General features: G+C 45.0%; 12 protein-coding genes. 6 read left to right on the forward strand and 6 right to left on the reverse strand.

The window, feature by feature from the left end; genetic code table 11:
- The 5 genes from AC1DCV_RS11490 to AC1DCV_RS11510 all read left to right on the forward strand — a co-directional run bounded on the left by AC1DCV_RS11490 (position 1) and on the right by AC1DCV_RS11510 (position 6,581).
- Positions 1 to 1,056, forward strand: coding sequence for a sugar phosphate isomerase/epimerase family protein (locus tag AC1DCV_RS11490; RefSeq protein WP_477023314.1), 1,056 nt, complete (start codon positions 1 to 3; stop codon positions 1,054 to 1,056).
- A 53-nt stretch (positions 1,057 to 1,109) separates the two neighbouring features.
- Positions 1,110 to 1,526: a c-type cytochrome gene (locus AC1DCV_RS11495; RefSeq protein WP_441573290.1), complete on the forward strand. Its 417-nt coding sequence runs from the start codon at positions 1,110 to 1,112 to the stop codon at positions 1,524 to 1,526.
- Positions 1,527 to 1,558: 32 nt separating this feature from the next.
- A complete protein-coding gene (locus AC1DCV_RS11500) occupies positions 1,559 to 2,281 on the forward strand; it encodes a 3-keto-disaccharide hydrolase (protein ID WP_477023315.1) in 723 nt (240 codons plus the stop codon).
- A 139-nt stretch (positions 2,282 to 2,420) separates the two neighbouring features.
- Positions 2,421 to 3,164 carry a ThuA domain-containing protein gene (locus AC1DCV_RS11505; protein ID WP_477023316.1) on the forward strand — a complete coding sequence of 248 codons (744 nt, stop codon included), beginning with the start codon at positions 2,421 to 2,423 and terminating at the stop codon, positions 3,162 to 3,164.
- 9 nt (positions 3,165 to 3,173) lie between these two features.
- Positions 3,174 to 6,581 (forward strand): ThuA domain-containing protein, encoded by a 3,408-nt coding sequence (locus AC1DCV_RS11510; RefSeq protein ID WP_477023317.1) that lies wholly within the window; start codon positions 3,174 to 3,176, stop codon positions 6,579 to 6,581.
- 111 nt (positions 6,582 to 6,692) lie between these two features.
- On the opposite strand, the gene AC1DCV_RS11515 is transcribed toward AC1DCV_RS11510, so the two are convergent.
- From AC1DCV_RS11515 to AC1DCV_RS11540, 6 genes are all read right to left on the reverse strand, one after another.
- Complete coding sequence (locus AC1DCV_RS11515) at positions 6,693 to 8,093, reverse strand: SusD/RagB family nutrient-binding outer membrane lipoprotein (protein ID WP_477023318.1); 1,401 nt, start codon at positions 8,091 to 8,093, stop codon at positions 6,693 to 6,695.
- 21 nt (positions 8,094 to 8,114) lie between these two features.
- Entirely contained in the window at positions 8,115 to 11,183 is a 3,069-nt protein-coding gene (locus tag AC1DCV_RS11520; protein WP_477023319.1) for a SusC/RagA family TonB-linked outer membrane protein, read from the reverse strand.
- Between the two features lie 593 nt (positions 11,184 to 11,776).
- On the reverse strand, positions 11,777 to 12,511 hold the full coding sequence (locus tag AC1DCV_RS11525; protein ID WP_477023320.1) for a GNAT family N-acetyltransferase: 735 nt from the start codon (positions 12,509 to 12,511) through the stop codon (positions 11,777 to 11,779).
- A 153-nt stretch (positions 12,512 to 12,664) separates the two neighbouring features.
- A complete protein-coding gene (locus AC1DCV_RS11530; RefSeq protein WP_477023321.1) occupies positions 12,665 to 14,947 on the reverse strand; it encodes a GH92 family glycosyl hydrolase in 2,283 nt (760 codons plus the stop codon).
- 148 nt (positions 14,948 to 15,095) lie between these two features.
- On the reverse strand, positions 15,096 to 17,390 hold the full coding sequence (locus AC1DCV_RS11535) for a GH92 family glycosyl hydrolase (protein WP_477023322.1): 2,295 nt from the start codon (positions 17,388 to 17,390) through the stop codon (positions 15,096 to 15,098).
- A gap of 266 nt (positions 17,391 to 17,656) precedes the next feature.
- The gene (locus tag AC1DCV_RS11540; RefSeq protein WP_477023323.1) at positions 17,657 to 18,673 is read right to left on the reverse strand and encodes a LacI family DNA-binding transcriptional regulator; all 1,017 of its coding nucleotides are present in this window, start codon (positions 18,671 to 18,673) and stop codon (positions 17,657 to 17,659) included.
- 276 nt (positions 18,674 to 18,949) lie between these two features.
- Here AC1DCV_RS11540 and AC1DCV_RS11545 point away from each other — a divergent pair, with 276 nt between their 5' ends.
- Positions 18,950 to 20,023, forward strand: coding sequence for a fatty acid desaturase family protein (locus AC1DCV_RS11545; protein WP_477023324.1), 1,074 nt, complete (start codon positions 18,950 to 18,952; stop codon positions 20,021 to 20,023).
- The last annotated feature ends 308 nt before the right edge of the window (positions 20,024 to 20,331 follow it).

Here is a 20,331-nt window from a genome sequence, read left to right on the forward strand (position 1 = left end):
ATGAAAACGATAAAAGGACCCGGTATTTTTCTGGCGCAATTCATGGGAGATGAAGCGCCTTTCAATAGTCTGAAATCTATCTGTGAATGGGCGGCCTCCATTGGTTTTAAAGGAGTGCAGATCCCCAGCTGGGATACCCGTTTGATAGACCTGCAAAAAGCAGCGGAAAGCAAAACCTATGCAGATGAAATCAAGGGCATTGTAAATGCCGCAGGACTGGAAATAACAGAACTGAGTACACATCTGCAGGGACAACTGGTAGCTGTAAATCCTGCATTCTCTGAAATGTTTGACGGATTTGCGCCTGCACAATATCACAATAACATTAACGCACGTACGGAGTGGGCCGTAAACCAACTGAAATATGCAGCTAAAGCCAGCCGTAACCTGGGCCTTAATGTCCACGCTACTTTCAGTGGTGCACTGTTATGGGCGCCTGCCATGTATCCATGGCCACAGCGTCCGGCAGGACTGGTAGAAACAGGTTTTGCTGAACTGGCAAAACGCTGGCTCCCCATCCTCAATGAATTTGACGCCAACGGCGTAGACGTTTGTTATGAAATTCATCCGGGAGAAGACCTGCATGATGGTATCACCTTTGAACGTTTCCTGGAAGCTACCGGCAACCACACCCGTGCAAACCTCCTGTATGATCCGAGCCATCTGCTGTTGCAATGCCTCGACTACCTGGAGTATATCGATATCTATCATGAAAGGATCAAAGCATTCCACGTAAAAGATGCGGAATTCAATCCTACCGGCCGCTCCGGCGTTTATGGCGGATACCAGTCGTGGATAGATCGTCCCGGCCGTTTCCGCTCTCTGGGCGACGGGCAGGTAGACTTTAAATCCATCTTCAGCAAAATGGCGCAATACGATTTTGCCGGCTGGGCCGTTATGGAGTGGGAATGTTGTATCAAACATCCGGAAGATGGCGCTAAAGAAGGCGCACCATTTATTAAGGATCACATTATCCGTGTCACCGAAAAAGCATTCGATGACTTCGCAGGTGCCGGCACAGATGATGCTTTCAACAAAAGAATATTAGGTATTTAATTAATTATCCACCGATCGTTATAGTAAACAATAACCAAATAAAAAATCAACAAATGAGAAAGAGATATCTGGCGCCGCTCGTATTAAGTGTTTTATTCTTTGCAGCATGCGGAGGAGGTGAAAAAAAACAAGAAAATGCTGATAGTGCAAGCACTCATGAAAGCGCGCCAGCAGCAGATAATTCCATGGTGTCGCCAAGTGCCAGCAAACCAGTAAGCAAAGGCGAAACCCTGATGGCACAAAGCGATTGCAAAACCTGCCATAAAGAAGAAATGAAAGTGGTAGGACCCGCACTGAAAGACATTGCAGGTAAATATCCAAACACACCGGAAAACATAGATAAACTGGCCGACAAAGTAATCAAAGGCGGTTCTGGTAACTGGGGTGAAGTAGCGATGTTACCGCATCCACAGATTTCAAAAGAAGATGCCAAAGAGATGGTAACATATATCCTGTCTATTGGCAAATAGTTGCTGTTTTAACATAAATTCAATCATCTGTAATGAAAAAAATAATCCTGGGGGCATTCATGGCAAGCGCTATACTCGGCACTTCTGCAGTGAAAGCCCAGCAATTAAATACCCTGTCGGCTAAGGAAAAGAAACAAGGATGGGTATTGCTGTTCGATGGTACTTCTACCAAAGGCTGGCATACATATCTGAAGTCTACCGCCAGCCCTGCATGGGGCGTGGCAGATGGTGCAATTGCACTGGATCAGGCAGCAAAAAAGAATGGCGCACCCGGTGGCGACCTCGTTACAGACGCAGAATATGAAAACTATGAACTGAGCTACGAATGGAAAATTTCTCCAGGCGGCAACAGCGGTCTTATCTTCAGCGTTCACGAAGATCCTTCCTTAAGCCAGACTTACCTGTCAGGTCCTGAAATGCAGGTAATCGATGATGCCGGCCATCCGGATGGCAAAAACCCAAAACACAATGCGGGTGAATTGTACGACCTGATCAAAGCTACTAACAGACCCGTTAAACCTGTTGGACAATGGAATTCCGCCAAAATATCCAAGAAAGATGGTCATCTGACCCTCTGGCTCAATGGCGTAAAAACTGCAGAAACTACTATGGGTACCCCTGAATGGGATGCACTGGTGGCCAAGAGCAAATTCCATGACTGGAAAGACTTCGGCAAATATGCCAAAGGTCATATTGCCCTGCAGGACCATGGTGATGATGTATGGTATCGCAATATCAAAATAAGAGTTCTCTAATCAGGAATTACGAATTTCAAATTACGGATTTACAGGTAGATCTAAGCGAAAGATGATCTTCGCGTTTATAATCTACCTGTAAATCCGTAATTCGTAATTTGAAATTCGTAATTCCCACTAAAATCCCACGAAAAATAAGATGAAAGCACTAACCGCGTTTATTACACTCTTGCTCCTCGCCGGTACAATTTCTGTGCAGGCAAAGAATAAACACAAGGCCAAAAGGGTATTGGTTTTTTCTAAAACAAAAGGCTTCCGCCACGATTGCATTCCTGCTGCTAAAACAGCTATCATGCAACTGGGAAAAGACAATGGCTTTGAAGTAGATACTACTGAAGATGCCAGCGCATTTACCCCTAAGAACCTGAAAAAATATGCGGCCGTTATTTTCAGCTGCACCACCGGCGATGTACTCGACAGCGCACAACAGGTGGCTTTTGAAAACTACATCCACAAAGGCGGCGCCTGGATGGGTATCCATGCAGCAACAGATACGGAATACGATTGGCCGTGGTATAACAAACTCGCCGGTGCCTGGTTTCTGAGTCACCCGAATCAGCAAACAGCCACCCTGAAAGTAGTGGATCATAATCATCCTGCTACCAAAGACCTGCCAGATGAATGGATCCGTAAAGATGAATGGTACAATTTCAAAAACCTCAACCCCGATGTACACGTGCTGATCAAAATTGATGAAAGCAGCTACACCGGTGGCAAAAACGGCGACAACCACCCCATGTGCTGGTATCACGATTTTGAAGGAGGACGTGCTTTCTATACTGAAATGGGACATATCAAAGAATCATACCAGGATCCCGTATACCTGAAACATTTGCTGGGCGGCATCGAGTATGCTATCGGTAATTGGAAACCCAAAAACTAATCCGCTATAATGAAACATACCATCAAGCTTATTTTGCTGCTCGCCCTTGTGGGCATGGCAGCCTGTAAAAAATCACGTCCGGGTAAACCGAAAGTACTTGTGTTTACCAAAACAGCCGGCTTTCACCACGCCTCCATCCCTGCAGGCATTGCTGCCGTGCAGAAACTCGGCACCGAAAACGGCTTTGACGTAGATACCACCACCGATGCTACCAAATTCAATGAGGATACCCTCCAGAACTACTCTGCGGTGATCTTCCTCAGCACCACCGGTGATGTACTCAACAACTACCAGGAAGCAGACTTCGAAAGATATATTCAGGCAGGCGGCGGTTACGTAGGCATACACGCTGCGGCCGATACAGAATACGAATGGGGCTGGTATAACCACCTCGCCGGCGCATGGTTCCAGAGCCATCCTCCGGGCGTTCACAAAGCTATAGTTGACGTAATTGTAAAATCATTTCCCGCTACGGAAGGTCTCCCCGAAAAATGGGAACATATCGATGAGTGGTATAACTACAAAAATGTGGATACCACCACCACCGTCCTGTTGAAATTAGATGAGAAATCTTACCAGGGGGGGACCATGGGCGGTAATCACCCAATCAGCTGGTATCATGACTACGATGGTGGCCGCGCGTTCTACACAGGACTCGGACATACCGAGGAATCTTATACAGACAGCCTATTCCTGAAACATCTCTCCGGCGGTATCAAATATGCAATCGGTAAAAACCAGGTACTGGATTACAGCCTGGCTAAAACCCTGCGTGTACCGGAAGAAGATCGTTTCACTAAAAACGTACTGGTATCCGGAGAGTTCTTTGAACCAACGGAAATGGCTATACTCCCTAACCTGGACATCCTGGTGGCACAACGTCGTGGAGAACTGATGCTATACAACGCAGCAGAAAAGAAACTCTCACAGGCAGGTTTCCTGAATGTATATCACCATACCAATGTACCGAATGTAAATGCGGAAGAAGGTTTCCTCGGCCTCGCCGCTGACCCCGACTTTAAAAATAACCACTTCATCTACGCGATGTATTCCCCCGCGGATACTTCCGTGAACCGTTTGTCACGTTTCAAATTTGAAAACAACAAACTGGATATGTCTTCCGAAAAAGTAATCCTGCAGTTTTACTCCCAACGTGATATCTGCTGCCATACCGGTGGCTCTATTGCATTCGGACCAGGTGGACTGCTGTATTTATCTACCGGCGACAATACCACTCCGTTTGATGAACCCGGACAGAAATATGTAAGTAAAGGTTATGGCCCTACAGATGACCGCCCGGGTCACCTGCAGTACGATGACCGCCGCGGTTCTGCCAACACCAACGATCTGCGCGGAAAAATCCTGCGCATCAAAGTACAGGCAGACGGATCTTATACCATTCCTGATGGTAACCTGTTCCCTAAAGATACCAAAGGCGCCCGTCCTGAAATTTTTGCCATGGGTACACGTAACCCGTATCGTATGTCTGTAGATCAGAAAACAGGCTATGTATACTGGGGAGAAGTAGGACCCGATGCAAATAACGATGACTCTACCCGCGGACCAAGAGGATATGATGAAATAAACCAGGCGAAAAAACCCGGTAACTTCGGTTATCCAATGTTCATTGCCAACAACAAACCATACCGCAAATACAATTATGAAACAGGCGAAAGCGGTCCTTACTTCGATCCGCTGAAACCTATCAATGATTCCCGTAACAATACCGGCCTGAAAGAACTGCCTCCGGCAACTTCCGCATTCATCTGGTATCCTTACGCCAAATCAGAAGAGTTCCCGATTGTAGGTAGTGGCGGCCGTAACGCAGAAGCAGGCCCGGTTTATTACAGCGAATTCTATCCGAAAGAAACACGTTTCCCCGATTACTATAACGATAAACTGTTTATCTACGACTGGATCCGCGGTTGGGTAATGGCAGTAACCATGGATAAGAACGGCGACTTCTCCAAAATGGAAAGATTCATGCCTAATACCAAACTGAATGCACCGATCGATATGGAAATGGGTCCGGACGGTCGTTTGTACATCCTGGAATATGGCAATGGATGGTTCAGCAAAAACGTAGATGCAGGCCTCTCCCGGATCGATTTTAACGGTGGTAACCGTGCGCCGAAGGCTAACATCCACGCGGACCGTTTAACCGGCGGATTGCCCTTTAAAGTGAAAGTAAGCGCAGAAGGTTCTGTTGACCCCGATGGCGACAAAATCACCTACCTCTGGAATTTTGGTAATGGCACCAAAAAAGAAACCACAGAGCCCACCATTGAATTCACCTACACCACACCAGGTGAATACCAGGTATTTGTAGAAGTAGCGGATGACAAAGGCGCTAAAACGAAAAGTAAATCCATAGATGTTTACGCAGGTAATGAAACGCCTGATGTGAAAATTGCCATCACCGGTAACCAGATGTTCTATTTCCCGGGCAAACCCGTACAGTATACCGTAAACATCAATGATAAAGAAGATGGTAATTCAGCTGATGGTAAACTCGATGCCAACAACATTTTCGTAAAGGCAGATTACATCCAGGGCCGTGATAAAGCAGCAGCTCCGCAGGGCCACCAGGTGATTACCGGCGCTATTGCAGGTAAAAACATCATGGAAGTATCTGACTGTAAAACCTGTCACAAACCGGATGAAAAATCAATCGGGCCTTCTTTCAAACAGGTAACAGAAAAGTATAAAAACGACCCTGCTGCTCCTGAAATGCTGGCTAAAAAGATCATCAGCGGTGGTGGTGGCGTATGGGGCGAAACAGCCATGGCTGCTCACCCGGGCCTTTCTGTAGGAGAAGCCAAACAACTGGTAGAATATATTTATTCTATCGGCGGCAATGCTCCTAAAATAGCCTCCCTGCCCGTTTCCGGCACCATTAATCCAACTATGGGTGGTGAAGCGAAAGATAACGGGGTATTGTATATGCTCGCCAGCTATACCGATAAAGGTGGTCCCGGCATTAAGCCCATCACCGGTACAGCACAGGCCGAACTGATCAGCCCTGTACTCGCAGCGGCAGACTACAACAAAGCAGACGGCGTATCTACCTTCGCTGTAGACGGTATGAAGTTCCTGATTCCTTCCAACTCAGAAGGCTGGGTAGTATATAGCAAACTGGATCTTACAGATGTAAAAGGAATAGAACTGGCCTACATGGTACAGGAAACACCACAACAGGGTTATGTAGTGGAAGCCTTCCTGGACGATGCCAACGGTACCCGCTTAGGCGAAGTGACCATTGGACCGGGCGCCTTGCCTAAAACCGCCAACAAGGTGAACTTCAACTTCACCCCGGTAGCAGATGGTAAGAAACATAGTCTTTATTTCCGCTTCAAAGCAACAGATGCTACTCAAAAAGTACAGTTAGGTATTTTGGCCTTTACGCTACATATATAATTGAGAGCAGAAAGCTAAAAGCTAAAAGCTATTAAAGCGAATGACCCAAGCGAAGGAATAATATCCGCTTGGGTCATTCGCTTTAATAGCTTTTAGCTTTTAGCTTTTAGTTTAATTCTCGTCCCACCACACACGGTCGCTTACCGACACTTTCTGATCGGGTTGCGGGTTAGTGAGCATCTCGTTGGCCGGGTAAGGCCATCTGCGCGGAATGCTTTTAACTATTTCATCCTGGTAAGGTTTCAGTTGTGGATAACCGGTGCGTCTCCAGTCGTTGTATGTTTCGGGAGATAGGAAACCGGCTACATACTTCTCAGTGATGATCTGCGCCAGTGCATTCGTGGCGGTCAATGCCGGCCTGGAAGCGATGTAGGTTTGCTGTGCCACAACAGGAATACCCAGCATCGTCATATGTGCAGTAATAGCAGCGGTGTATACCGGCGCAGCTGCAGCAGCGCCCTGCTTAATAAAGGTAGCTTCCGCTTTTATAAATAACGCTTCGCTGTAAGTAGACAAATAAAGATTGGCATCATTACCTGCATAAAATTTATTCACCAGGGAAAAAGAATCCGGATCAGCAGCAGGCGTATCGCCTACTCTTCTGCCTGCATAATTTCCTTTATTCCCTTGGGTAGCAAAGATGGCTAACCGTGGATCTTTTCTCGACACCAGCGAGTCTATAAAAGATTGTGCCATCACCACACCACCAGATGCATCGCCGGTATTCATGTACCAGGGATTTTCTGCCTGACCGGTGCCCGGATAGGATACCAACGCATTATCCTGGTTATTGCCAAATCCCTGTTGCAAAGCAAGCAAGGCGTTGTCTGCCTGCTGCGCAGCAGTATGGCCGGGCGCTTTGCTCAAACGCAGGTAATACCGCGCCTTGAGGGTATAAACAAATTTCTTCCACAAGCCCATATCGCCTTTGTAAATGTAATCATCATCACCGGGTTGTATTTTGGACGCAGGCTGCCCCATGTAATACAACGAGCTATCCAGCATCTGTTGAATGATAGTATAAATCGCCTCCTGTTTGTCGTAACCTGGTTGCATGACCGTTGGTATTTTGAACGCCTGTGAATAAGGAATATTCCCCCACAGATCAGCCGCTATAGCCAGATTATAGGCAAACAATGCTTTACCAATCGCCGCATACTCGTGGTGCTTTTGTTGCTCTGCCTCATCAATCATCATATTCAGGTTCTGGAAAACATTGGGGTACAAATAAGAGCTCCAGGTGTTATTCGCATCGACAGGGGTAATGGTATACGACTCTATACTGGGAGATGCCTGGTTAAGTGATAACTGTTGCATCCAGTAAGCGGTAACAGTTCCGTATAACCCACCCACAACAGTGGTAGAAGTAGTAACCTCCACTGGTCCCAGTACCTGTGCTTCTTTTACTTTTAACGGATTATTAGGATCAGTATTTATATCCAGGAACTTTTTACAGCCGGCACCCAATAAGGTATAACCGGCCACCAGGAAGATGATTAGTTTATTTTTCATGTCGAACTCTTTTGATGTTGTTTAAAACGTAACCTTTACTCCGGCAATAATACTCCTGTTGGAAGGCACGGGAAAGTTAGAAAAACCTTGCCCGTTGCCACTTCCATTCAGGCTTACTTCAGGGTCAGAGCCGGTATAGTTTTTATGCAGGATGAAATTGGTACCGGTGAGCGTGATAACGGCTGATTTAAAAAATGAATTTTTCAATACACTGGCGCCTAAATTATATCCCAGTGATACCTGGCGCAACTTCAGATAAGATCCATCTTCCACACTGTTTTCATCAGCGGCAGAATAGTAGGATTTGTAATAGTTTTCATTTAATACAATTGCTTTGGTATTAGGTGCATTTGTTTTTTCATTTACGCCCTGGAGCACCACGGAAGTACCTCTGTTTTCTGTTGCCTTGGCTGTTCCATAGTAAAAGAGTGATCCGTTATCCAGGTTGATCACATCACCACCATGTTTATGATCCAGCACAAAAGAGAACGTAAATCCTTTATACGTCAGATTACTGTTGATGCCGCCAGTCCATTTGGGTGTGGAGTTACCAATAGGGCCAAAGTCCGTACTTACAATAGGATAACCATTGTCTGTCAACACCAGCTGATGTTGTTCATTACGTACATAGTGATCTCCATAAATAACACCATAAGGCTGATTGGCGTAAGCGAAAATACCCGGAGCCGTAAAACCTGCCAGTTGTATATAAGGGACACCGTTCGCCAGGCTCAGCACCTTATTATCGATTTTCGTATAGTTGACACCGATAGTCCAGTTCACATTTTTTGTTTTCACAGGGGTGAAGCCCAGTGTTACTTCAATACCTTTATTCAACATATCGCCGGCATTCAAAGAAGCGGCATTAAACCCGGTAGCAGCGGAGATAGGAGAACCAGGTGTTAACAAATCACTGCTGCGTTTATTGAACCAGGAAATTTCCAGTGAACCTCTGTTCTTCAGGAATCTTGTTTCCAGTCCTATTTCAAATTCTTTCAGGGTTTCATTCTTTAATGGGAAACCATAAGTCGTAGTCAGCTGATATCCATTTGCACCACGGAAAGGAAAAGTAATATTACCTATATTGGCCTGGTACCAGGGGTTACTGAGAGAATAGGAGGCCACGTTATCATTACCCACAACAGAGTAAGACACCCGAACTTTACCAAAATTCAGGATCGGATTATCCTGCATATGCAATGCTTCTGTAAAGATAAAACCTGCGCTGGCAGAGCCATAAGGATAAAACTGGTTATCCTTCGACAATACGGAACTACCATCATAACGGCCTGTGAGGGCTATCGTCAGCATACGTTTATATTCCAGGTTGGCTTGTCCGTAAAAGCCTACTTTCCGGCTTCTGTAATAACTATAATTAGAAGATACTTTGGAGAAGTTACCGATGTTATACAGCTTATCTACTGATATCCCTACTCCTTGTACGAAAGAATAATCATTGTAATTACTGAGGATATTATTTCCTACGAGTACACTTGTAAACCAGTCTTTACCAAACTCTTTCCTGGCTTCCACCATCACATCATTATTGAATTGCTGGTACTTGATATTCCGCTGGTATAACTGACCTATCACGGGTGTAGGACCGGTATTGCCCCAGCCTATAGCGCCAGGTGCTTCATGATAATCAGTGGAGTTTACATACATATCTGCACCGGCCCGTTCTGTGATCGTTAGCCAGGGCAGCGGATTATAGCTCAATGTTACCACTGGGATAATGCGGTTATTTTTATCCTGCAAACCGGTGTTATCCAGGATCCAGTAAGGATTATTACGCGCTGCACGGAACAGGCGCTGCGAACCATCTTCATTCACAGAAGGATGCGGGTCCCAGGAAACAGGTGCACCGTACACTGTCCATAATGGATTGACGAAGTTATTGCCTTCCAGGTAGCGATGATTATTTGACTGAACATAATTGAACTGAGCGCTGAGTTGCAGGTTGTTCAGCAACTTCACACCATAGCGGGTGAAAAAGGCATGCCTGGAATAATCGGTGTTGGGAATAGTACCGGTTGTTTTCAGATAAGAATAAGAAACGAGGTAATTAGATTTATCTGAATAGCCACTAACATTCACGTTATTATCCGAGGTATGTCCTGTTTTAAAAAACTCTTTGGCAGGATTATGCTTCGGTACCGCTACACCATTTACTTTCAGGGTATCCATCAGCGGCCCCCAGGAAGAAGAACTGATGCCGCCGTTGTTACCATCTACATACACACCACCGGTGCCTTGTGCAAATTTATCCTGCAATTCAGGCAGTATAGGGGTTTGAAAAGAGTAGCTGCTGCTCACGGATACACTGGGTGCGCCTTTGCTTCCCGCACCTGTACCATTTTTGGTAGTAATGATTACCGCACCTCTTGCGGCTGCAGAACCATAAAGTGCTGTAGCTGCGGCACCTTTCAGCACCGTAATACTTTCAATAATGTTGGGATCTATATCACTCGCCCTGTTGGCGGTACCACCTGAATACTCCGGCCTGTTGGGATTACCGGCTTCATTGTTATCCATTGGAATACCATCTACTACAAACAATGCCTGGTTATTACCTACCAGGGAAGTATTACCGCGGATCACAATCCTGGCAGAACTACCCGGAATACCACTGGAATTAGTGATTTGTACGCCGGCTACCTTTCCTGCAATAGCGTTGACAAGGTTATCCTGCTTGGCTTCTATCAGGGTAGCACCTTTTACTTCCTGCACACTATAAGTGAGCATTCTCTTATCGCGCTTAATACCCAGTGCGGTTACTACTACTTCATTAATTTCTTTGGAATTTTCTGTCATGGATATCATCAGCGGAGCAGTGGTGCTGGCCTTTATGGTCGCCGTAGTGAATCCTATCGCGGTAATCAACAGGAGGTCGCCATCTTTTGCATCTATTTTAAAGCTCCCATCTGCCGCTGCTGCTACACCAGTGTTGCGGCCTTGTACATGAATAGACGCGCCAGGTATGGCCGCCCCTTCTTTAGTCAACACCTTCCCGGAAACAGCCGGTGATTGGGCGTAGGCAAAAGCTACCGCTAACAGCAGCCATGCTGCCATTGCAATTGTTTTTTTCATAAGAGATAAATTGTTGAGATTAAACAGCCGGCATCACGCTTGCAAACGCAGGCCAGCCAGCGTTGTAAGCAACGCGGAAAAATGATTAATGAATAATAGTAAAGATTTTGTGTCCGGTATTTAAGATTTTGTGACTGGTGATTTTTATTTGCCTAAAGGCAGTTTCATAACATGTGCTATTGGCCGATTCGTTCTGCATACCAATATGCATCCTCCTTTCAACTGAAATAAGACGTATAAATTACATTTGATATAAAAGTAAAATTAGGTCACATTCACCGATGTGGTCACACCAGAATTAACCAATTTTGTGCAGATATTAACTTCGGGTAAAAAAGTAAACAGGAAGATAATTTCGTTAATACAGGTATCTCCAGAATCCTTATCCCATATATTCAAACATGAATTAAATGTCCTACAGACACTAATATTAAAGATAACAGACCCTCATTAAACGCAGTAAATCCGGGGTGAAAAAATGTGAGGTGACGTAATAGCGCCTGCTTTCCGGTGGGTTAAAATCCGTTCATATCGCCAATTTATTGCGATATTGTTTAGGTCAGCTATGTCTGCCAACACAGCTGACCATATACTCACGAAAGCAAAGTGTAATTTTTAATCAGGAACTGATCTTCAAAACCCATTTTCAGGTAAATACCCGCGCCCATTTTAGACGCCTGCAAAGTGGCGTAAGTCGCATTTAAATCAATAGATTGGTTTAAGACAAACTCCATGATCTCATTGGCAAAACCTTTCTTTCGCATATCAGGAATTACCCCTACACCATGAATACCTGCAATACCATTTGTACAATGCAATATAGCGGTGCCTATAGGCTGATCCTGGTAATAAGCCAGGTAAAACCTGACATCATTATACAGTTTCTTTAATATGGCTGCGCTGATCCTGTATCCGAAAGACTGCGGATATAACATCGCCCATATCTCGGCCTGCGCATCGTTAGTCACCTGCAAATAAGACAGATTACGTGCTCCCGTAAACGGCCGGTCCAGTTTTAAAGACATGCCTGCCTGCTCAAACGCTTTCACCCCGCCTTTGGCAGCAATATACTCATCGGCGTTACTGTCATAGATATCCCAGTAAGGAATAGTCATTTTCCCCGCAGGAAGTATTTCCAGCGCAGCTTCCAACGCCTCCGGCGTTACATCTTCTTTAAACCACAATCGGTTAGGCCAATCAGAATCTTCGATCCTGCAATAATTAAATGCCGGTGTTTCTACATAAGCGTTAAAAGGGATACCTGCTGTTTTCCACAGGGAAGTGAGATTGTCTAAATTCGTTCTTATAATATCGAAGGGTTGTTTCATATTATTTGCTATTAGATAATAGCCGCAAGATATAGCATATCTCATTTCAAATAATAACACCTGCTTACACTGCCTGTTAAACGGCTCTTTTACCGACAAAAAAACAGGCTGCCCCTGTATTCCAGCGGCAGCCTGTTCATCATTAAATGATCTTTATTTCTTTGGCTTAGCACCCATATAAAACGTAATGGTACCTCCATTCATGATATCTGCATGTGTAATGTACAAACGATTCAACGGTGCACCGTTCAGTAACACCTTCTGCACATACACGTTTTTATCACTTTGATTTTTCACATCTACCACAAATGATTTACCGTTTTCCAGTTGCAAAGTAGCCTTGTCTATCGCCGGACTTCCCAGTGAATACTGATCAGAACCCGGGCACACAGGATAGAAGCCCAGTGTAGTGAAAATGTACCAGGCACTCATTTGTCCACAGTCATCATTACCACCTAGGCCATCTGGTCCGGGATGGTACATTTTTTTCAGGATCATACGTACGCGTTCCTGCGTTTTCCACGGATAGCCGGTCCAGTTATACAGGTAGGCTATGTGGTGTGAAGGCTCGTTACCATGTACGTAATTTCCAATGATACCGTCGCGGGTAATATCTTCCGTTTCCGCAAAATATTTATCCGGCAGCTCCATGGTGAACAGGGAATCCAGGTGAGCAGTAAACTGCTTCTTTCCTCCCATCATGGCAATCATTTCATTGGGATCATGCGGTACATACAAACTGTAGTTCCAGGCGTTACCTTCAATAAACCCCTGGTCGTGCGTTTGCAGTGCATCGAAGCTGGCTTTAAAGGTACCATCATTCAGTTTTGGTCGCATAAATCCGGTATTGCTATCATATACGTTCTTATAATTCACAGAACGCTTAATGAATTCTTCGTAAATATCTGTTCTGCCTAATTTCTTCGCTACCTGTGCAATACACCAGTCGTCATACGCATACTCCAGTACTTTGGAAACAGAAGATCCGTTTTTATCCTCTGGTATATAACCCCGGTCTATATAGTACTCCAGGCCGTCATAAGTACGGTGACGGGCAGTGGCAACACAGGCATCCAGTGCCGTGTTTACATCGAAAGGCGCATTGCCTTTCATGATGGCATCAGCAATAACGGATACACTGTGATAACCGATCATACACCAGTTTTCATTGGCATAATGCGCCCAGACAGGCAGCATATGCTGGGCACTTTGTTCATAGTGGTTCAGCATAGACTGGATCATATCGGCATTGCGCTGCGGCTGAATCATGTTAAACAGCGGATGCAGTGCACGATAGGTATCCCACAAAGAAAAAGTAGTATAGTTCGTATAACCGTTAGCGGTATGAATGTTCATATCCAGTCCGCGGTATTGCCCATCCACATCCATATAGGTAGTAGGATTAATGAACGCATGATACATCGCTGTATAAAAGTTTTCCTTTTCTTCCCTGCTGCCGGATTCAATATGTATTTTATTCAGTTCTTTTGTCCACAGTGCCTGTCCATCGCGTTTCACCTGTTCAAAATCCCAGCCCGGAATTTCTGCACGCAGATTTTTCAGGGCGCCTTCAGTGCTGACAGGAGACAACGCCATTTTTATTTTGATCTTCTCACCGGGTACTGTTTTAAAATCGAAATAGGCGCGGATCTGTCTGCCGGCCATTTCAGGGAAGTTCTTTGTCTGGTCAAACTTTCTCCAGAAGCCTTTGTACACGTCTCTGGCATTGTTTTGCTGTCCGTACGCCACAAATGGTTTGGAGAAGGTCATGGCAAAATATTCTATTCTCGTACGTGCCCAACCGTTAGTTTGGCGGAAACCGGTAATAAGGGTATCATTTTCCACCCTTATAAAGGTCCACACGTTTTTATTGTCGTAGTTGTAAATGCCGGACATCATATCCAGGATGATATGTGCCTGATCTGTGCCGGGGAAAGTATACTGGTGAAATCCAACACGAGTACTGGCAGTGAGTTCCGCCAGGATGTTATCATCTTCCAGCTTTACTTTATAGTAAGCGGGTTCCGCTACCTCTGTACTATGGGAAAAAGCGGAACGATAGCCACTTTCCGGGTGATCTGCTGTACCGGGGTTCAGCTGTAATTTACCAACAGTGGGCATAATTAAAAAGTCACCCAGGTCGGAGTGGCCGGTACCACTGAAATGCGTATGACTGAAACCTACAATGGTTTTATCTTCATACTGATAACCCGCACAGTACTTGTATACATCGGGGTTGTACTTCCCATTCATTTCGTAGGGGATGGTATCTGTTTCAGGACTGAGTTGCACCATCCCGAAAGGCACCGTAGCACCGGGATAGGTGTGTCCCATTCTTTGTGTGCCGGTAATCGGCTTCACATATTGGATAACGTTCTCCTGTGCCATTACTGACAGAGAAGAAAAGAGGATAATGGGTAATAGAAATTTTCTCATGCCGGTTGATTTAAGTATTTAGCTGTAGGTGTTAGCCATCCGCTGCATTTCCTAAAAGCTAACAGCTAACCCCTAAAAGCTAAAAGAAGTACATCCCGAAGAGTCGGGACGAAATATTTCAGTGAACAATGAAAAATCGTTTACAGGTCTACTTATTCGCTGTTGGCGAGTAAGAGTATGGAAAAGCAGCAGGACTGGTACCTCTTGATTTCTCAGGAGTAGCTCCCATTCTGAATTCCAGGGTACCGCCTTTTTGCAGGTCCTGGTGACTGATCCAGTTTTTGGAATAAGGCTGTCCGTTTAAAGACGCACTTTGAACGTACAGATTCGTATCACTGTTGCCTGGTGCGTTGATCACCATTTTTTTACCGTCTTCCAATGTCATTGTCAGTTTGGAAAACAGGGGCGTACCCAGTACATACTGTTGTGTACCCGGGCATACAGGATAGAATCCCATCGCTGAAAATACGTACCAGGCGCTGGTTTGACCGTTATCTTCATCGCCACAGTATCCATCCGGCGTGGCTTTGTACAAACGGCTCATTACCTGGCGAACCCAGTATTGTGTTTTCCATGGCTGACCTGCATAGTTATATAAATAGATCATGTGTTGAATGGGCTGGTTGCCATGTGCATACTGGCCCATGTTCATGATCTGCATTTCGCGTATTTCGTGGATAACGGTTCCATAGTAGCTTTCATCAAATACCGGTGGCATGTTGAAAACAGAATCCAGCATTTGAGAAAACATTTGTTGTCCACCCATCAGCTTAGCAAGGCCCTGCACATCGTGGAATACAGACCATGTATAGTGCCAACTGTTTCCTTCGGTGAAAGCATCGCCCCATTTGAATGGATTAAAGGGTACCTGGAATTTACCATCCTTGTTTTTGCCTCGCATCAGTTTTGTTTCCGGATCAAAGAGATTACGGTAGTTCTGGGAGCGTTTCTCAAAGAGGTCTATTTCGCTTTTAGGACGGTTTAGCGCTTTTGCCAGTTGGAAAATGGTGAAGTCGTCATATGCGTATTCCAGTGTACGTGCCGCGTTTTCATTTACGTTTACATCGTAAGGTACATAACCCAGGGAGTTGTAGTATTTCACACCCAGTCTGCCTACAGAGCTGAGCGGACCTTCGTTTTCTGTATTTTTCAATATTGCCTTATACAGGTTATTGATATCATACCCGCGGATCCCTTTCAGATAGGCATCAGCGATAAGGGAAGCAGAGTTGGAACCCACCATACAGTCGCGGTGACCGGGGCTGGCCCACTCAGGTAACCATCCGCTTTCATTGTAGGCGTTGGATAATCCTTCCATGATATGTGAACTCAGGGTAGGGTACATCAGGGTAAAGAAAGGATGTACTGCGCGGAAAGTATCCCAGAATCCGTTATCAGTAAACATGTAACCGGGTAATACCTGGCCGTTGAACGGGCTATAGTGTACGATTTCGTTCTTCGCATTGATTTCATAAAACTTGCGTGGGAACAGCATGGTACGATACAGGGAGGAGTAGAAAGTACTTACCTGTTCGCTGGATCCGCCCTCTACAGACAGTCTGCCGAGTTCCTTGTTCCAGATATCTTTTGCTTTTTTGCAGGTAGCATCGAAGCTATCGCCACCGATTTCGCGCTGCAGGTTTAATTCTGCCTGTTCAAAGCTGATAAACGAAGATGCAGTTTTGATTCCTATCTTTTCTCCCTTCTTTGTTTTGAAGCCTACCACAGCACCGGTATGATCTGCCTGTAATTCAAGCTGACCTTTCACCAGTACGGAGTCGTGCCAGGTGTTAGTGGCGGTAAACGGCTTATCAAAAGTGATGATGAAATAGTTTTTAAAATTGGAAGGAACGCCTCCACTGTTTTTAGTGGTATACCCAATGATCTTCCGTTGTTCCGGTAATATCTTAATATAAGACCCGTGATCAAATGCATCTACAATGATAAAGGCGCTGTCGGTAGCCGGATAGGTAAAACGCAGCTGGGCAGCTCTTTCTGTAGGGGTGATTTCTGTAGTTACATCCGGATCAGCGAGGTAAACGCTGTAATAATAAGGTCTGGCCACTTCCGATTTATGGGAAAACCAGCTGGCGCGTGCATGCTGGTCAAACTTAATGGCTCCCGTCACCGGCATAATGGCAAACTGTCCATAATCATTTATCCACGGAGAGGGTTGGTGTGTTTGTTTGAATCCCCTGATCTTATCAGCGGTATATTGATAAGCCCAACCATTACCCATGGTATTGGTTTGTGGCATCCAGAAATTCATTCCCCAGGGCAGGGCAATAGCAGGATAAGTATTACCATTTGATAAGCTCACCTTGGAATCGGAGCCCATCAGGGTGTTTACCCATTCCGCCGGTTCAGCTACTTTATTTACTGTTTGGCTATACGCACCATGCAGACATAATAAAGCGGCTGCTAACAGTCCAACTTTTTTCATGATTAGATATTATAAACAACAAAAATGATCCTTTCGCTAATTAACAAGCAAAGCTTGCGTAAGTTAACGTGAAATTTTAACAAAATCGATTTAGCATAGGCATAGAAAAAAAAGATTCCACGAATCCTTTTTTCTCGTCACTCGAAAGCCGGTACTAAAAGTATAAATATTTTTCCAGCATTTGCAAGTATTTTACGCTTTTTTCACAAGACAAGACCGGGCCGTGCAGGTATCCTGCCAGCTGCAAGGATACCTGCACGGCGCCATCAGGCCGAGCCCCTCAAAATGAATTTCCCTGGCAATTCTATGGCGGTTTTCTTCAACGGGCCGCTGTTTTTGTCCAACTGGTGCATCAGCAGGTCTATGGCTGTTTTGGCAATTCCTTCAATGGGCTGTTCGATCACTGAAATTCCCGGTGGATATAGACGGAAGATGTCATGATCATCAAAACAGAGCACGGAAATATCATCCGGCATCTTCAATCCCATGCGGGCAATGACCTCCAGCCCCAGGATACCGAGGTAGTTGGTAGAGAAAAAGATAGCATCCAGCTCAGGATTGGCCTCCATAAAGTCCTGCAGCTCCTTCAGCGAATCTTCCCGCTGCTTGTGATACTGCAGTTGCAGGATGTATTTTTTCCTGACGGGTATCTTATGTTCTTTGAGGGCGGTCATATAGCCGCGTAAGCGTTCTTCTATCTGTATCAGCTTTACATCTACCATTACAAAGGCTATTTTGGTAAATCCTTTGCTGATCAGGTGTTTCATGCCCTGTTGTACCCCGTCAAAATTATTGATCAGTACATACGGCGTTTTGATAGACGGGAAGTAGCTATCCATCAGCACTACCGGTTTATGTTGCTGTACCAGGTGCTGTATCTCCTTTTCCATACCGGGAGCAGGGGTGATCAGGTAGCCGTCTACCATTTGCCGACCCAGCATGCGAATCAGCTCTCCACCTTTCTGGGCGTTATTTTCGGTACTACAGTATACTACATTATAGCCCCTCCGCTCTGCTTCGGTTTCAATGGTTTTAGCCAAACTGGCAAAAAAGCTTCCGGAGATGCTTTCTACAATCAGCCCCAGCGTTTTGGATTGCCCGGTGCGAAGATTCACCGCCATACGGTGGGGTTCATAACCCGACTTCTCCGCCACCTGCATAATCCTGGTGGCCACCTCATCGCGGATACGCATTTGTTTCCCCTTTCCGTTCAGTACGAACGAAACAGTGGAAGGCGCTACTCCGGCCATTTTTGCAACATCTTTAAGGGTTAATCTCTTCATGTATAGTGATTGGTTTTGGCATATATATGAAATGGATATTACAGGAACATCTCACATCACCCGACAGTTATAATATTCGAGTGTTCCTCCATCTGATAGATACACACTGGAACGGAAATTACAAAAATACCCGTAATTACTACCAGGGAAGAAAAAAATGGTTATCTTTCAGTTAACCTGCACGGAATAATATATCTCCCTGGGGCACGTTATAGTAATTCACCGGCTCCTTTTTTGCCAACATTATTACAACTGTAGTAAACACAATAAGTGCGTATGAAGTCTCTTTCACAACTAACAGATCCAGTTTACGTAAAGCCTAACCATGAAACTTCACTTGATCGTCTTTTTAAAAGCTGGATCAGAGATGAACGCGATCTTCCTTTCGTATACCTGACCTTTAAAATTACCCTGACGCTCTGGCCACTGGCTATCATCATGTATATCCCAGGTATGAACAACTGGATATGGTGGACTGCTGCCATCGCCTATCAGTTTCTCAATAACCTTACTTTCAAAGGTCCCTTTGGGCTGATGCTGCATTGCACCAGTCACCGGGTGTTCTTTATAAAAAAATACCAGTTCTGGAATAATTACCTGCCCTGGTTTATTGGCCCCCTGTTCGGACAAACACCCGAAGGCTACTATTCCCATCATATCGGCATGCACCATCCGGAAAACAATATGCCGGACGATGACAGCTGTACCATGATGTATCAACGCGACTCACTCCGTAGTTTCCTTTTATACCTGTTTAACTTTGTAACACAGGGTGTGTATGATACCGCCCGTTATCACCTGCAGAGAAAAAGAACAAAGCTGATGGTGAAGCTGGTAAGGGGAGAAGTACTTTTTATTGCCGCCTGCGTAGGATTATCCTTTATTAATTTCCCTGCCACTTTTGTGGTATTTATATTACCCTTCCTTATTTCCCGTGTTATTATGATGGTGGGCAACTGGGCCCAGCACGCTTTTGTCGATGCGGAAGATCCGGAAAACTCCTATAAAAACAGTATTACCTGTATCAATACAAAATATAACCACAAGTGCTGGAACGATGGCTATCATATCAGTCATCACATAAAACCCAGCATGCACTGGACAGAACATCCTGTATATTTCACCAAAACACTGGATGAATATATCACCAACGATGCCATCGTATTTGACAGCATTCACTTTCTCCATGTATGGGCTTACCTGATGGGCAAACGCTATGATCTGCTGGCAAAACACTTTGTGAACATCGGAGGACGCTTCCAGACAGATGCCGAAATTATCTCCTTCTTAAAACAACGTACCCGCAAAATTACCTCGCTGCCGGAACCGGTGGTCGTAGCAGCCGCATAATAAAAAATTACGAATCAGGAATTACGGATTTATGGGTAGATAATAGCAGATGATCAACATTTGCCTTATCTACCCACAAATCTGTAATTCCTAATTCTCCTTTACAATTCTGTTGCAGAAAGACGTTTTAATTAAATAAATGTTTCCAAATTGGTAAGAGAACTGTCAGATCCCGCCTATACATACGCACAAACCCTTACCCACACTGGGTTTTAACGCAAGATCATAAAAGTTATATTATATTATCTTAATGAATATGCTTAATCATAACAATAAGTAACTAAATTTGCGCTCTAACTTTTTTTATT

This window comes from Chitinophaga sp. 10T418 (genome assembly GCF_056394125.1).

What these genes read in the sequence shown, in the direction of transcription:
- AC1DCV_RS11490 (WP_477023314.1), top strand. Translation starts at nt 1, where the DNA reads ATGAAAACGATAAAAGGACCCGGTATTTTTCTGGCGCAATTCATGGGA.
- AC1DCV_RS11495 (WP_441573290.1), top strand. Translation starts at nt 1,110, where the DNA reads ATGAGAAAGAGATATCTGGCGCCGCTCGTATTAAGTGTTTTATTCTTT.
- AC1DCV_RS11500 (WP_477023315.1), top strand. Translation starts at nt 1,559, where the DNA reads ATGAAAAAAATAATCCTGGGGGCATTCATGGCAAGCGCTATACTCGGC.
- AC1DCV_RS11505 (WP_477023316.1), top strand. Translation starts at nt 2,421, where the DNA reads ATGAAAGCACTAACCGCGTTTATTACACTCTTGCTCCTCGCCGGTACA.
- AC1DCV_RS11510 (WP_477023317.1), top strand. Translation starts at nt 3,174, where the DNA reads ATGAAACATACCATCAAGCTTATTTTGCTGCTCGCCCTTGTGGGCATG.
- AC1DCV_RS11515 (WP_477023318.1), bottom strand. Translation starts at nt 8,093, where the DNA reads ATGAAAAATAAACTAATCATCTTCCTGGTGGCCGGTTATACCTTATTG.
- AC1DCV_RS11520 (WP_477023319.1), bottom strand. Translation starts at nt 11,183, where the DNA reads ATGAAAAAAACAATTGCAATGGCAGCATGGCTGCTGTTAGCGGTAGCT.
- AC1DCV_RS11525 (WP_477023320.1), bottom strand. Translation starts at nt 12,511, where the DNA reads ATGAAACAACCCTTCGATATTATAAGAACGAATTTAGACAATCTCACT.
- AC1DCV_RS11530 (WP_477023321.1), bottom strand. Translation starts at nt 14,947, where the DNA reads ATGAGAAAATTTCTATTACCCATTATCCTCTTTTCTTCTCTGTCAGTA.
- AC1DCV_RS11535 (WP_477023322.1), bottom strand. Translation starts at nt 17,390, where the DNA reads ATGAAAAAAGTTGGACTGTTAGCAGCCGCTTTATTATGTCTGCATGGT.
- AC1DCV_RS11540 (WP_477023323.1), bottom strand. Translation starts at nt 18,673, where the DNA reads ATGAAGAGATTAACCCTTAAAGATGTTGCAAAAATGGCCGGAGTAGCG.
- AC1DCV_RS11545 (WP_477023324.1), top strand. Translation starts at nt 18,950, where the DNA reads ATGAAGTCTCTTTCACAACTAACAGATCCAGTTTACGTAAAGCCTAAC.